Origin of the sequence: Streptomyces lomondensis (assembly GCF_014651035.1) — a bacterium.
Taxonomy (GTDB): Bacteria; Actinomycetota; Actinomycetes; order Streptomycetales; family Streptomycetaceae; genus Streptomyces; species Streptomyces lomondensis.
Window position 1 is genome coordinate 111,612 of the sequence record NZ_BMWC01000006.1, and the last position, 13,795, is coordinate 125,406.

12 protein-coding genes are annotated in these 13,795 nt (G+C 70.3%); all 12 read right to left on the reverse strand.

The features are described from left to right. Positions 1-99 precede the first annotated feature (99 nt). The 12 genes from metK to IE255_RS21330 all read right to left on the reverse strand — a co-directional run bounded on the left by metK (position 100) and on the right by IE255_RS21330 (position 13,768). Positions 100-1,308: a methionine adenosyltransferase gene (gene metK, locus IE255_RS21275; RefSeq protein WP_190051948.1), complete on the reverse strand. Its 1,209-nt coding sequence runs from the start codon at positions 1,306-1,308 to the stop codon at positions 100-102. A 237-nt stretch (positions 1,309-1,545) separates the two neighbouring features. Then, positions 1,546-2,748, reverse strand: coding sequence for a bifunctional phosphopantothenoylcysteine decarboxylase/phosphopantothenate--cysteine ligase CoaBC (gene coaBC, locus IE255_RS21280; protein ID WP_190051949.1), 1,203 nt, complete (start codon positions 2,746-2,748; stop codon positions 1,546-1,548). Between the two features lie 114 nt (positions 2,749-2,862). Beyond that, the gene (gene rpoZ, locus IE255_RS21285) at positions 2,863-3,135 is read right to left on the reverse strand and encodes a DNA-directed RNA polymerase subunit omega (RefSeq protein WP_003988945.1); all 273 of its coding nucleotides are present in this window, start codon (positions 3,133-3,135) and stop codon (positions 2,863-2,865) included. A gap of 70 nt (positions 3,136-3,205) precedes the next feature. Further along, complete coding sequence (gmk, locus tag IE255_RS21290; protein ID WP_190051950.1) at positions 3,206-3,799, reverse strand: guanylate kinase; 594 nt, start codon at positions 3,797-3,799, stop codon at positions 3,206-3,208. Positions 3,800-3,857: 58 nt separating this feature from the next. After that, the gene (locus IE255_RS21295) at positions 3,858-4,181 is read right to left on the reverse strand and encodes an integration host factor (protein WP_003977346.1); all 324 of its coding nucleotides are present in this window, start codon (positions 4,179-4,181) and stop codon (positions 3,858-3,860) included. 277 nt (positions 4,182-4,458) lie between these two features. Beyond that, on the reverse strand, positions 4,459-5,301 hold the full coding sequence (pyrF, locus tag IE255_RS21300; RefSeq protein ID WP_190051951.1) for an orotidine-5'-phosphate decarboxylase: 843 nt from the start codon (positions 5,299-5,301) through the stop codon (positions 4,459-4,461). Continuing rightward, positions 5,298-6,404: a quinone-dependent dihydroorotate dehydrogenase gene (locus IE255_RS21305; RefSeq protein ID WP_190051952.1), complete on the reverse strand. Its 1,107-nt coding sequence runs from the start codon at positions 6,402-6,404 to the stop codon at positions 5,298-5,300. The genes pyrF and IE255_RS21305 overlap by 4 nt, the downstream gene beginning before the upstream one ends. 70 nt (positions 6,405-6,474) lie before the next feature. Continuing rightward, entirely contained in the window at positions 6,475-9,783 is a 3,309-nt protein-coding gene (gene carB, locus IE255_RS21310) for a carbamoyl-phosphate synthase large subunit (protein ID WP_190051953.1), read from the reverse strand. Beyond that, positions 9,776-10,918, reverse strand: coding sequence for a glutamine-hydrolyzing carbamoyl-phosphate synthase small subunit (gene carA / locus IE255_RS21315; RefSeq protein ID WP_190051954.1), 1,143 nt, complete (start codon positions 10,916-10,918; stop codon positions 9,776-9,778). The genes carB and carA overlap by 8 nt, the downstream gene beginning before the upstream one ends. After that, the gene (locus tag IE255_RS21320) at positions 10,915-11,484 is read right to left on the reverse strand and encodes a PH-like domain-containing protein (RefSeq protein ID WP_190051955.1); all 570 of its coding nucleotides are present in this window, start codon (positions 11,482-11,484) and stop codon (positions 10,915-10,917) included. Before IE255_RS21320 ends, carA begins: the two co-directional genes overlap by 4 nt. Beyond that, complete coding sequence (locus IE255_RS21325; RefSeq protein ID WP_190051956.1) at positions 11,481-12,767, reverse strand: dihydroorotase; 1,287 nt, start codon at positions 12,765-12,767, stop codon at positions 11,481-11,483. The genes IE255_RS21320 and IE255_RS21325 overlap by 4 nt, the downstream gene beginning before the upstream one ends. After that, positions 12,764-13,768: an aspartate carbamoyltransferase catalytic subunit gene (locus IE255_RS21330; RefSeq protein WP_190051957.1), complete on the reverse strand. Its 1,005-nt coding sequence runs from the start codon at positions 13,766-13,768 to the stop codon at positions 12,764-12,766. The genes IE255_RS21325 and IE255_RS21330 overlap by 4 nt, the downstream gene beginning before the upstream one ends. Positions 13,769-13,795 lie beyond the last annotated feature (27 nt).

Below are 13,795 nucleotides of genomic sequence, written 5' to 3' on the forward strand. Positions count from 1 at the left end.
CCAAACACCACTGACAGACGACGGCGCCCGGGAGACCCCGGGGCACGACAAGGCCCGGCCCCCCGAAGGGAGCCGGGCCTCGTCGGTGAAACGTGGGAACTACAGCCCCGCCGCCTTGCGCAGCGCCTCCACGCGGTCCGTCCGCTCCCACGTGAAGTCGGGGAGCTCGCGGCCGAAGTGGCCGTACGCCGCCGTCTGGGAGTAGATCGGGCGGAGCAGGTCGAGGTCGCGGATGATGGCGGCCGGGCGGAGGTCGAAGACCTCGTCGATCGCCTTCTCGATCCGGTCCGTGTCGATCTTGGCGGTGCCGAAGGTCTCGACGAACAGGCCGACCGGCTCGGCCTTGCCGATCGCGTACGCGACCTGGACCTCGCAGCGGGTGGCGAGACCCGCGGCGACCACGTTCTTGGCGACCCAGCGCATCGCGTACGCCGCGGAGCGGTCGACCTTGGACGGGTCCTTGCCGGAGAAGGCGCCGCCGCCGTGGCGGGCCATGCCGCCGTAGGTGTCGATGATGATCTTGCGGCCGGTCAGGCCGGCGTCGCCCATCGGGCCGCCGATCTCGAAGCGGCCGGTGGGGTTGACCAGGAGGCGGTAGTTCTCCGTGTCGAGCTTGATGCCGTCGTCCAGGAGCGCCTTCAGCTCCGGCTCGACCACGAACTCCTTGATGTCCGGGGCCAGGAGGGAGTCCAGGTCGATGTCGGACGCGTGCTGCGAGGAGACCACGACGGTGTCCAGGCGGACCGCCTTGTCACCGTCGTACTCGATGGTGACCTGCGTCTTGCCGTCCGGGCGGAGGTAGGGGATCGTGCCGTTCTTGCGCACGTCGGACAGGCGCTTCGACAGGCGGTGGGCCAGGAAGATCGGCAGCGGCATCAGCGTCGGCGTCTCGTCCGTCGCGTAGCCGAACATCAGGCCCTGGTCGCCCGCGCCCTGCTTGTCGAGCTCGTCGTCGTCGCCCTCGACACGGGTCTCGTACGCCGTGTCCACGCCCTGGGCGATGTCCGGGGACTGTGCGCCGATCGACACCGACACTCCGCAGGAGCCGCCGTCGAAGCCCTTCTTGGAGGAGTCGTAGCCGATTTCGAGGATCTTGCTCCGGACCAGCGTCGCGATGTCCGCGTACGTCTTGGTCGTGACCTCGCCGGCCACGTGCACCAGGCCGGTCGTGATCAGGGTCTCGACGGCGACCCGGGAGGACGGGTCTTCGCGCAGGAGCGCGTCGAGGATGGTGTCGCTGATCTGGTCAGCGATCTTGTCGGGGTGACCCTCGGTCACGGACTCCGAGGTGAACAGGCGACGGGACACAACGCTCCCTGGGGTTGCAGCGGCTGCTGGCTGATCATTGGCGGACGGCGGGGGCTGCACCCGGCGCCGTCCGTGGAACAGTTTATCGGTCACGCTTCGGCCACGGTCCCCCTGTCTCGCCACTCGGGAGTGCTGTGACCTGCGGCACGGGCATTCTGCCCAATGCCGAGCGGCGTTGGCCAGAGGCGCCACGCCTCGATCGGCCGGGTTTGATCGGCCTCCGGAGCGACTGGAACATCAGCGGAGACGCTCGGCGACCAGGTCCCACACCGTTTCGGCCAGGGCCTCTTTGGGGCCGTGCGCCACCGCCGTCTCGCTGCCGTCGGCGCCGAGCACGACCGCCTCGTTCTCCTCGGAACCGAAGGTCTTGCGCTCCCCCACCTCGTTCACCACCAGCAGATCGCACCCCTTCCGCTTCAGCTTGGCGCGGCCGTTGGCGAGGACCTCGTCCGTCTCCGCGGCGAAGCCGACGACCACCTGTCCGGCGCGGGCGCGGTCGGCGGAGATCTCCGCGAGGATGTCCGGATTCCGCACCAGGGCGACGGGCTCGGGCTCCTGGTCGTCCTTCTTCTTGATCTTGCCGGCCGCGTACGTCGCCGGACGGAAGTCCGCCACCGCCGCCGCCATCACCACCGCGTCGGCGTCGGCAGCCGCCTTGAGCACCGCCTCGCGCAGCTGCACGGCCGTGCCGACCGGGACGACGTCCACGCCCGCCGGGTCCGGCAGGGTGCTGTTGGCCGCGATCAGCGTGACCCGGGCGCCGCGGGCGGCGGCGGTGCGGGCGAGGGCGTAGCCCTGCTTGCCGGAGGAGCGGTTGCCGAGGAACCGGACGGGGTCCAGGGGTTCGCGGGTGCCGCCGGCGCTGACGACGACATGCCGGCCCTTGAGGTCCGGCTCCCGCACGCCCCGGGCCAGCACCCGGCGGCAGATCTCGAAGATCTCGGCCGGGTCGGGCAGCCGGCCCTTGCCGGTGTCGACGCCGGTGAGGCGGCCCACGGCGGGCTCGATGACGAGCGCGCCGCGGCGGCGCAGCGTCGCCACGTTCTCCTGGGTGGCCGGGTGCTCCCACATCTCCGTGTGCATGGCGGGGGCGAAGACGACCGGGCAGCGGGCGGTGAGCAGGGTGTTGGTCAGCAGGTCGTCGGCGAGGCCGTGGGCCGCCTTGGCGAGCAGGTCGGCGGTGGCCGGGGCGACGACGACCAGGTCGGCGTGCTGTCCGATGCGGACGTGCGGCACCTCGTGCACGTCGTCCCACACCTCGGTGGAGACCGGGTTTCCGGAGAGCGCGGACCAGGTGGCGGCGCCGACGAAGTGCAGCGCGGAGGCCGTGGGCACCACGCGCACGTCATGGCCCGACTCCGTCAGCCGCCGCAGCAGCTCACAGGCCTTGTACGCGGCGATGCCGCCGCTGACCCCCAGAACGACCTTCGGCTTGTCCACGTCTCTCCCCGGACCTCGGCAACCGGCACACCGTACGACTCCATGACACACCACAGGCCCGGCAGGGGGCCTGCCGGGCCTGTGGAAAAGCCAGCATCAAGCTGTAAATCCTACTTACTGCGCCGGGCCCTCGACGGCCTCGGACGTCAGGAGCCCCGCGTTGATCTCGCGGAGGGCGATCGAGAGCGGCTTCTCGTGGACGTGGGTGTCGACGAGGGGACCGACGTACTCGAGGAGACCCTCGCCGAGCTGCGAGTAGTACGCGTTGATCTGGCGGGCCCGCTTGGCCGCGTAGATCACGAGGCTGTACTTCGAGTCGGTGGCCTCGAGGAGCTCGTCGATCGGCGGGTTGATGATGCCCTCGGGCGCGGAGATGGAAGAGGACACGCTCTACCTTCCGATGGATGGGAAAGATTCTGTCGGGATGATCAGCGAGGACCGGATCGATCAGCGATGGTCACACGACGTTCATCAAGGCTAGCAGCTCGCGCGCCACGTCCTCGACGGAGGTGTTGACCAGCGTCCTGTCGAACTCCGGCTCGGCGGCCAGTTCGATCTTGGCGGCCTCGAGCCTGCGCTCGATCACCTCGGGCGGTTCGGTGCCCCGCCCGGTGAGCCTGCGCACGAGCTCCTCCCAGGAGGGAGGAGCCAGGAACACCAGCTGGGCCTCGGGCATCGACTCCCGGACCAGACGGGCGCCCTGGAGGTCGATCTCGAGGAGGACGGACTCGCCCTTCTCCAGACGCTCCTGTACGGCCGCGCGGGGCGTGCCGTAGCGGTTGCCGGCGAACTCGGCCCACTCCAGCAGCTCGCCGTTGGCGATCAGCTTGTCCATCTCGTCGTCGGTGACGAAGAAGTAGTGGACTCCGTGCTGCTCGCCGGGGCGGGGCTTGCGGGTCGTCGCCGAGACCGAGAGCCAGACCTCGGGGTGTTCCTTGCGCATATGGGCGACGACCGTGCTCTTGCCGACCCCGGAGGGGCCGGAGAGCACGGTCAGCCGCGGACCTGCGTCCGGGGGTACGGGGGACGTCCCCCGGGGTGTTACTGCCATGCAGCGATTATCCAGCAATCCCGGAGTGCCCGGGACTCGCTTCCCCGGAGTGCCCGGTTCAGGAGCCGGTGCTGCCGAACTCGCGCTCCAGGGAGGCGATCTGGTTGGAGCCGAGGCCGCGCACGCGGCGGCTCTCGGAGATACCGAGCCGCTCCATGATCTGCTTGGCGCGGACCTTGCCCACGCCCGGCAGGGACTCAAGAAGGGCGGAGACCTTCATCTTGCCGATGACGTCGTTCTCCTGGCCCTGCTTGATGACCTCGTGGAGGGAGGCGCCGGAGTGCTTGAGTCGATTCTTGACCTCGGCCCGCTCCCGGCGAGCCGCGGCGGCCTTTTCGAGCGCGGCTGCGCGCTGTTCAGGGGTAAGGGGCGGAAGAGCCACGCCTACGTCACCTCGGATGTCGAACTGTCGGATACGGACCGGTGAGGAACCTAGTCGCCCCACACCTGGGGAGCCACGAGCAACACACGCTTGCCCGTTCTCTCGTCGGAGACTAGCGGGCAAGTCCGCCAGAGTCAGCGAGAACAGCGGAAAAGTCCTGGTCAGCCTTCATCTGAACGGACATTTAGGACATACTGCCCCGGATTTGAGGATGTATTCAGACTCAAGAGCGGCCCGGACCACTCATCGGATGTCTCCGAGGGAGGTCAGGAAGGGGTCAGGAGGAGGTCACGGTGTGACGGATCTCCTCCGCGAAGCGCTCCGCGGCGTCACGCAGAGCGACCGCATCGGGACCGTGGCGTAGCACTCCCCGGCTGACGTTCGGCACGACGTTGCGCACCGCCGACCCGAAGACCCGGGGAAGATCGGCCGGCGTGGCTCCCTGGGCGCCGATGCCGGGCGCGAGGAGCGGCCCGTTGATGTCCAGGTCGTACGACGACAGATCACCCAGGGTCGCGCCCACGACCGCGCCGAAGGACCCCAGGGGCTCCTCCCCCGCGTTCTCGGCGGCGAGGTGCGCGAGCATCGTCGCTCCGACGTTCCGGCCGTCGGAGCGCACGGCGTGCTGGACCTCGCCGCCCTCCGGGTTGGACGTCAGCGCCAGCACGAACAGCCCGGCGCCGCTCTCCCGGGCCAGCGCGACGGCCGGGCTGAGCGAGCCGTAGCCGAGGTACGGCGAGACCGTCAGCGCGTCGGAGAACAGCGGCGCGTCCTTGTGCAGGAAGGACTCGGCGTACGCGGCCATGGTCGAGCCGATGTCGCCGCGCTTGGCGTCCATCACGACCAGGGCGCCGGCCGCCCGGGCCTCGGCGACGGACTTCTCCAGCACCGCGACACCGCGCGAGCCGAACCGCTCGAAGAACGCGCTCTGCGGCTTCAGCACGGCGACCCGGTCGGCCACCGCCTCGACGACCGTGCGGCTGAACCGCTCCAGGCCCGCCACGTCGTCGTTCAGGCCCCACTCGGCGAGCAGGGAGGCGTGCGGGTCGATGCCGACGCACAGCGGGCCGCGCTCGTCCATGGCCCGGCGCAGGCGCGCACCGAAGGGTTCCAGGCTCATACGGAGCTCCTCACGTCGGCGCCCACCGCGTCGGCGAGCGTGGCGTACGGGCTGGTGCGCAGGCGCGCGGCGAGCCCCTTGTGGAGGGCGCGGGCGTAGAAGGGCCCCTCGTAGATGAAGGCGCTGTAGCCCTGCACCAGCGTGGCACCGGCCAGGATGCGCTGCCACGCGTCCTCGGCGTTCTCCACGCCCCCGACGCCCACCAGGGTGATCCGGTCGCCCACGCGCGCGTAGAGGCGCCGCAGGACCTCCAGGGAGCGTTCCTTCAGGGGCGCCCCGGACAGGCCGCCGGTCTCCTCGACCAGGGCGGAGTCGGACTTCAGGCCGAGTCCCTCGCGCGCGATGGTGGTGTTCGTGGCGATGATCCCGTCCAGGCCCAGTTCCAGGGCGAGGTCGGCGACGGCGTCGACGTCCTCGTCGGCGAGGTCCGGGGCGATCTTGACCAGGAGCGGGACCCGCCGCGCGGGCACCGTGCGGTCGGCGGCCTCGCGGACGGCGCTCAGCAGCGGGCGGAGCGCCTCGGTGGCCTGGAGGTTGCGCAGTCCGGGTGTGTTCGGCGAGGAGACGTTGACCACCAGGTAGTCGGCGTACGGCGCGAGCCGCTCGGCGGACTTCACGTAGTCCGCGACGGCCTCCTGCTCCGGGACGACCTTGGTCTTGCCGATGTTGACGCCGACGACCGTCCTGAAGACGGGCGTGCGGGAGGCCAGGCGGGCGGCGACCCTCAGCGAGCCGTCGTTGTTGAAGCCCATGCGGTTGATCAGCGCCCGGTCCTTGACCAGCCGGAACAGCCGCTGCTTGGGATTGCCGGGCTGCGGCTCGCCGGTCACCGTGCCGATCTCGACGTGGTCGAAGCCGAGCATCGCCATGCCGTCGATGCCGACGGCGTTCTTGTCGAAGCCCGCGGCGAGGCCGAAGGGGCCGTGCATGCGGAGACCCAGGGCCTCTGTGCGCAGCTCCTTGTGGCGGGGCGCGAGGGCGGCCGCGAGGAAGGTGCGCAGCACGGGCACGCGGGCGGCGAGGCGGATCCAGCGGAAGGCGAGGTGGTGGGCCTGCTCCGGGTCCATCCGCTTGAAGAGGAGACTGAAGAAGATCTTGTACATGCTGTCCTCACGAAGACATGGCGTCCTCACGAAGAGGGGGACACCGTTTCCGGTGTCCCCCTCGGGGCTGCTAGTCGCGGGCCGCGGTCAGGAATTCCGCGTGTTCCTGGAGCGATCGGACGCCCACGTCGCCGCGGTTGAGGGCGTCGATGCCCTGGACCGCCGCCGCGAGCGCCTGGACCGTCGTCAGGCAGGGCACGGAGCGCGCCACGGCCGCCGTACGGATGTCGTAGCCGTCGAGGCGGCCGCCGGTGCCGTACGGGGTGTTGACGATGAGGTCGACCTCGCCGTCGTGGATGAGCTGGACGATGGTCTTCTCGCCGTTCGGGCCGGTGCCCTCGGACTGCTTGCGCACGATCGTGGCGTTGATGCCGTTGCGCTTGAGGACCTCGGCCGTGCCAGAGGTGGCGAGCAGCTCGAAGCCGTGCGCGACCAGCTCGCGGGCCGGGAAGATCATCGAGCGCTTGTCGCGGTTGGCGACCGAGATGAACGCGCGGCCCTTGGTGGGCAGCGGCCCGTAGGCGCCGGCCTGCGACTTGGCGTACGCCGTGCCGAAGACGGAGTCGATGCCCATGACCTCGCCGGTGGAGCGCATCTCCGGGCCGAGGACCGTGTCGACGCCGCGGCCGTGGATGTCGCGGAAGCGCGACCACGGCATGACGGCCTCCTTGACGGAGATCGGCGCGTCGAACGGCAGCTCGCCGCCGTCGCCGCTCGCCGGGAGCAGGCCCTCTTCGCGCAGCTCGGCGATGGTGGCGCCCAGCGAGATGCGGGCGGCGGCCTTGGCCAGCGGCACCGCGGTCGCCTTCGAGGTGAAGGGGACCGTGCGGGAGGCACGCGGGTTGGCCTCCAGCACGTAGAGGATGTCGCCCGCCAGCGCGAACTGGATGTTGATCAGGCCGCGCACCCCGACGCCCTTGGCGATGCCCTCCGTGGAGGCGCGCAGGCGCTTGATGTCGAAGCCGCCGAGCGTGATCGGGGGCAGGGCGCACGCCGAGTCGCCGGAGTGGATGCCGGCCTCCTCGATGTGCTCCATGACGCCGCCGAGGTACAGCTCCTCGCCGTCGTAGAGCGCGTCGACGTCGATCTCGATGGCGTCGTCGAGGAACCGGTCGACGAGGACCGGCCGGGAGGGGCTGATCTCGGTCGACTCGGCGATGTAGGACTCCAGGCGCGTCTCGTCGTAGACGATCTCCATGCCGCGCCCGCCGAGGACGTACGAGGGCCGGACGAGCACCGGGTAGCCGATCTCGTCGGCGATGGCCTTGGCCTCGGCGAAGGTGGTGGCGGTGCCGTGCTTGGGGGCCGGGAGGCCGGCCTCCTTGAGGACCCGGCCGAAGGCGCCCCGGTCCTCGGCGGCGTGGATGGCCTCCGGGGAGGTGCCGACGATCGGCACGCCGTTGTCCTTCAGCGCCTGCGACAGGCCCAGCGGCGTCTGGCCGCCCAGCTGGACGACGACGCCCGCGACCGGCCCGGCCTGCTGCTCGGCGTGGACGATCTCCAGCACGTCTTCCAGCGTGAGCGGCTCGAAGTACAGGCGGTCGGAGGTGTCGTAGTCCGTGGAGACGGTCTCCGGGTTGCAGTTGACCATCACGGTCTCGTAGCCCGCGTCGCTCAGCGCGAAGGAGGCGTGGACGCAGGAGTAGTCGAACTCGATGCCCTGGCCGATGCGGTTCGGGCCGGAGCCCAGGATGATGACGGCCGGCTTCTCACGCGGCGCGACCTCGGTCTCCTCGTCGTAGGACGAGTAGAAGTACGGCGTCTTGGCGGCGAACTCGGCGGCGCAGGTGTCGACCGTCTTGTAGACCGGGCGGATGCCGAGCGCGTGCCGGACCTCGCGGACGACGTCCTCGCGCAGGCCGCGGATCTCGCCGATCTGCTGGTCGGAGAAGCCGTGCCGCTTGGCCTCGGCGAGCAGGTCGGTGGTCAGCTCCGGAGCGGCCGCCAGCTCGTCGGCGATCTCCTTGATCAGGAAGAGCTGGTCGACGAACCAGGGGTCGATCTTCGTGTACTCGAAGACCTCCTCGGGCGTGGCGCCCGCGCGGATCGCCTGCATGACCGTGTTGATCCGGCCGTCGGTGGGGCGGACCGCCTGCTCCAGGAGCCGGGACTTGTCGCCGGGCTCGCCGACGAACGTGAACTGGCTGCCCTTCTTCTCCAACGAGCGCAGGGCCTTCTGGAACGCCTCGGTGAAGTTCCGGCCGATGGCCATGGCCTCGCCGACCGACTTCATGGTGGTCGTGAGGGTGGAGTCGGCGCTGGGGAACTTCTCGAAGGCGAACCGCGGGGCCTTCACGACCACGTAGTCGAGGGTCGGCTCGAAGGAGGCCGGGGTCTCCTGGGTGATGTCGTTGGGGATCTCGTCCAGCGTGTAGCCGACGGCCAGCTTGGCGGCGATCTTGGCGATCGGGAAGCCGGTCGCCTTGGAGGCGAGGGCCGAGGAGCGGGACACGCGCGGGTTCATCTCGATGACGATGACCCGGCCGTCCTCGGGGTTCACCGCGAACTGGATGTTGCAGCCGCCGGTGTCGACGCCGACCTCGCGGATCACGGCGATGCCGATGTCGCGCAGGATCTGGTACTCGCGGTCGGTGAGGGTCATCGCGGGGGCGACCGTGATCGAGTCGCCGGTGTGGACGCCCATGGGGTCGAAGTTCTCGATGGAGCAGACGACCACGACGTTGTCGTGCTTGTCGCGCATCAGCTCCAGCTCGTACTCCTTCCAGCCGAGGATGGACTCCTCCAGGAGCACCTCGGTGGTCGGCGAGAGGGTGAGGCCGGTGCCGGCGATGCGGCGCAGCTCCTCCTCGTCGTGGGCGAAGCCGGAGCCGGCGCCGCCCATGGTGAAGGACGGGCGGACGACCACGGGGTAGCCGCCGAGCTCCTCGACGCCCTTGAGGACGTCGTCCATGGAGTGGCAGATGTAGGACCGGGCGGACTCGCCGTGGCCGATCTTCTTGCGGACCTCCTCCACGACCTCCTTGAACTGGTCGCGGTCCTCGCCCTTGTGGATCGCCTCGACGTTGGCGCCGATCAGCTCGACGCCGTACTTGTCGAGGACGCCGTTCTCGTGCAGCGAGATCGCCGTGTTGAGGGCCGTCTGGCCGCCCAGGGTGGGCAGCAGCGCGTCGGGCCGCTCCTTGGCGATGATCTTCTCGACGAACTCGGGCGTGATCGGCTCGACGTAGGTGGCGTCGGCGATCTCCGGGTCGGTCATGATCGTCGCCGGGTTGGAGTTCACCAGGACGACCCGCAGGCCCTCGGCCTTGAGGACGCGGCACGCCTGCGTGCCGGAGTAGTCGAACTCGGCGGCCTGGCCGATGACGATCGGGCCGGAGCCGATGACCAGGACGGACTGGATATCGGTGCGCTTAGGCACGCTGGCCCTCCATGAGCTTCACGAAGCGGTCGAACAGGTAGGCGGCGTCGTGCGGGCCCGCCGCCGCTTCGGGGTGGTACTGGACGCTGAAGGCGGGGCGGTCGAGGAGCTGGAGCCCCTCCACCACGTTGTCGTTCAGGCACACGTGCGACACCTCGGCGCGGCCGAACGGGGTCTCGGAGACCTGGTCGAGCGGGGCGTCGACGGCGAAGCCGTGGTTGTGCGCGGTGACCTCGACCTTGCCGGTCGTACGGTCCTGCACCGGCTGGTTGATGCCGCGGTGGCCGTACTTCAGCTTGTAGGTGCCGAAGCCGAGGGCGCGGCCCAGGATCTGGTTGCCGAAGCAGATGCCGAACAGCGGCGTGCCGCGCTCCAGGACGCCCTGCATCACGGAGACGGCGTGGTCGGCGGTGGCCGGGTCGCCCGGGCCGTTGGAGAAGAACACGCCGTCCGGGTTCACCGCGTACACGTCCTCGACGGTCGCGGTCGCCGGGAGCACGTGCACCTCGATGCCGCGCTCGGCCATGCGGTGCGGGGTCATGCCCTTGATTCCGAGGTCGACGGCGGCGACGGTGAACTTCTTCTCGCCGATCGCGGGCACGACGTACGGCTCGGTCGTGGCGACCTCGGCGGAGAGGTTCGCGCCCTTCATCTGCGGGGCTTCCTGCACGCGCGCGAGGAGTGCGCTGTCGTCCCGGACGGCGTCGCCGCTGAAGATGCCGACGCGCATGGCGCCGCGCTCGCGCAGGTGGCGGGTGAGGGCGCGGGTGTCGATGCCGGAGATCCCGACGACGCCCTGGGCGGCGAGCTCCTCGTCCAGCGTGCGCCGGGAGCGCCAGCTGGACGGCACGCGCGCGGGGTCGCGCACGACGTAGCCGGAGACCCAGATCCTCTTGGACTCCATGTCCTCGTCGTTGACGCCGGTGTTGCCGACGTGCGGGGCGGTCATCACCACGACCTGGCGGTGGTACGAGGGGTCGGTCAGGGTCTCCTGGTAGCCGGTCATGCCGGTGGAGAACACCGCTTCGCCGAAGGTCTCCCCCACGGCCCCGTAGGCGCGGCCGCGGAAGACCCGGCCGTCCTCCAGGACGAGTACGGCGGGAGTTTTGGCAGCTCCCCTGGTGGAGGTGGTCATCGTTCGGCGCCTTCCCTGGTGTTCGTTTCGATCATGGAGTTGACGGTGTCGACCCACTCGTTGTGCTCGGCCGCGTGGTCGGAGCGGAAGCCGGAGTCGATCAGCCGGTCGCCGTGGGCCCAGGTGACGACCAGCAGGCCGCCCTCGGTGAGCACCTTGCCGGCGATGCCCTTGTCGAGCCGGGCCTCGCGCAGGGCCGCGGCCGGGACGAAGAAGTCGCTCGCCCCGGGGCGTACGACGTCCAGGCCGGCGTCCGTCAGCGTCAGCTCGACGCGGCTGCGGGTGCCCAGGCCGTGCGCGACGATGCGGTCGAGCCATTGCCCGGCGGTGGTGGAGCCGTGGTAGCGGCCGCTCATGGTCAGGCGCGCCGGGCCCGGGTCGTCGGGGGCGGTGGGCAGCTCGGGCAGGTCGCCCTGGAGGGTGCCGCGCCACTTCCAGCCCTCGCGCATCAGCCAGTAGACGAGCGCGACGAAGAGGGCGAGGCCGACGACCCAGCCGATGCGGGCGGCCCAGTCGGTCACTTGCGCCGATTCCTTCTCGGCGGCCAGCAGGAGTTGAGGTGTCACGTGAGCTTCCCGTCGACGAGCGTGGCCTTGCCCCGCAGCCACGTGTGCGTCACACGGCCCGGCAGCTCACGCCCCTCGTAGGGGGTGTTGCGGCTGCGCGAGGCGAAGCCCGCGGGTTCCACGAGCCCACGGTATGCCGTGTCGACGAGGGTGAGGTTGGCGGGCTCACCTGCCGAGACGGGACGACCATGGCCCGTGGCCTGTCCGATCTGCGCGGGCTTGAAGGACATGCGGTCGGCGACACCGGCCCAGTCCAGCAGGCCCGTGTCGACCATGGTCTCCTGGACCACTGACAACGCCGTCTCCAGGCCGACCATGCCCATGGCGGCCGCGGCCCACTCGCAGTCCTTGTCCTCGTGCGGGTGCGGGGCGTGGTCGGTGGCGACGATGTCGATCGTGCCGTCGGCGAGCGCCTCGCGCAGCGCCCTCACGTCCCGCTCGGTGCGCAGCGGCGGGTTGACCTTGTAGACCGGGTTGTAGGTGCGGACCAGCTCGTCGGTGAGGAGCAGGTGGTGCGGGGTGACCTCGGCGGTGACCTGGATGCCGCGGGACTTGGCCCAGCGGACGATCTCGACGGACCCGGCGGTCGACAGGTGGCAGATGTGGACGCGGGAGCCGACGTGGTCGGCGAGCAGGACATCCCGGGCGATGATCGATTCTTCGGCCACCGCGGGCCAGCCGCCGAGCCCCAGCTCGGCGGAGACGACGCCCTCGTTCATCTCGGCGCCCTCGGTCAGCCGCGGCTCCTGCGCGTGCTGCGCGATGACGCCGTTGAAGGCCTTCACGTACTCCAGGGCCCGGCGCATGATCACGGCGTCGTGGACGCACTTGCCGTCGTCGGAGAAGACGGTCACTCCGGCGGCCGACTCGTGCATGGCGCCCAGCTCGGCGAGCTTGCTGCCCTCCAGGCCGACGGTGACGGCGCCGATGGGCCGTACGTCGCAGTAGCCGTGCTCCTTGCCGAGCCGCCAGACCTGCTCGACGACGCCGGCGGTGTCGGCGACCGGGAAGGTGTTGGCCATGGCGAACACGGAGGTGTAGCCGCCGGAGGCGGCGGCGCGCGTGCCGGTGAGGACGGTCTCGGAGTCCTCACGGCCCGGCTCGCGCAGATGCGTGTGCAGGTCGACCAGGCCCGGCAGCAGCACCTTGCCGCCGGCCTCCACGACCTCGGCGCCCTCGGCGGACAGACCGCTGCCGACCTCCGCGATCGTCCCGCCGTCGATCAGGACGTCCTGCTGCTCGCCGCCGAGCACCTTCGCACCACGGATAAGGATCTTGCTCATCGGTCTTGCTTCTCCTCGGTACGGGTCTGGGTGACGGCGGGCACGTTTTTTGAATCAAACACAGCTCCGCCGAGCAGCAGGTACAGGACGGCCATCCGGATGGACACGCCGTTCGCGACCTGCTCGACGACGGTGCAGCGGTCGGAGTCGGCGACCTCGGCGGTGATCTCCATGCCGCGGACCATCGGGCCGGGGTGCATCACGACGGCGTGCTCGGGCATCCGCGCCATGCGGTCGCCGTCGAGGCCGTAGCGGCGGGAGTACTCGCGCTCGGTCGGGAAGAACGCGGCGTTCATCCGCTCGCGCTGGACGCGCAGCATCATCACCGCGTCGGACTTGGGCAGCGTGCTGTCGAGGTCGTAGGAGACCTCGCAGGGCCAGGTCTCGATGCCGACCGGCAGCAGGGTCGGCGGGGCGACGAGGGTGACCTCGGCGCCGAGGGTGTGCAGCAGGTCGACGTTGGAGCGGGCGACCCGGCTGTGCAGGATGTCGCCGACGATGGTGATGCGCTTGCCGGCCAGGTCCTGGCCGAGGCCGGCGTCCGGGCCGATCAGGCGGCGGCGCATGGTGAAGGCATCCAGCAGGGCCTGGGTGGGGTGCTGGTGGGTGCCGTCGCCGGCGTTGACGACGGCGGCGTCGATCCAGCCGGAGTTCGCCAGCCGGTAGGGGGCTCCGGAGGCGCCGTGCCGGATGACCACGGCGTCGACGCCCATGGCCTCCAGGGTCTGGGCGGTGTCCTTCAGGGACTCGCCCTTGGAGACGCTGGAGCCCTTGGCGGAGAAGTTGATCACGTCCGCGGACAGCCGCTTCTCGGCGGCCTCGAAGGAGATCCGGGTACGGGTGGAGTCCTCGAAGAAGAGGTTGACGATCGTGCGGCCGCGCAGGGTCGGCAGCTTCTTGATCGGCCGGTCGGCGACCCGGGCCATCTCCTCGGCGGTGTCGAGGATCAGGACGGCGTCGTCGCGGGTGAGGTCGGCGGCCGAGATGAGATGACGCTGCATCTGTCAGGCTCCGTAAGGCAGTTCAAC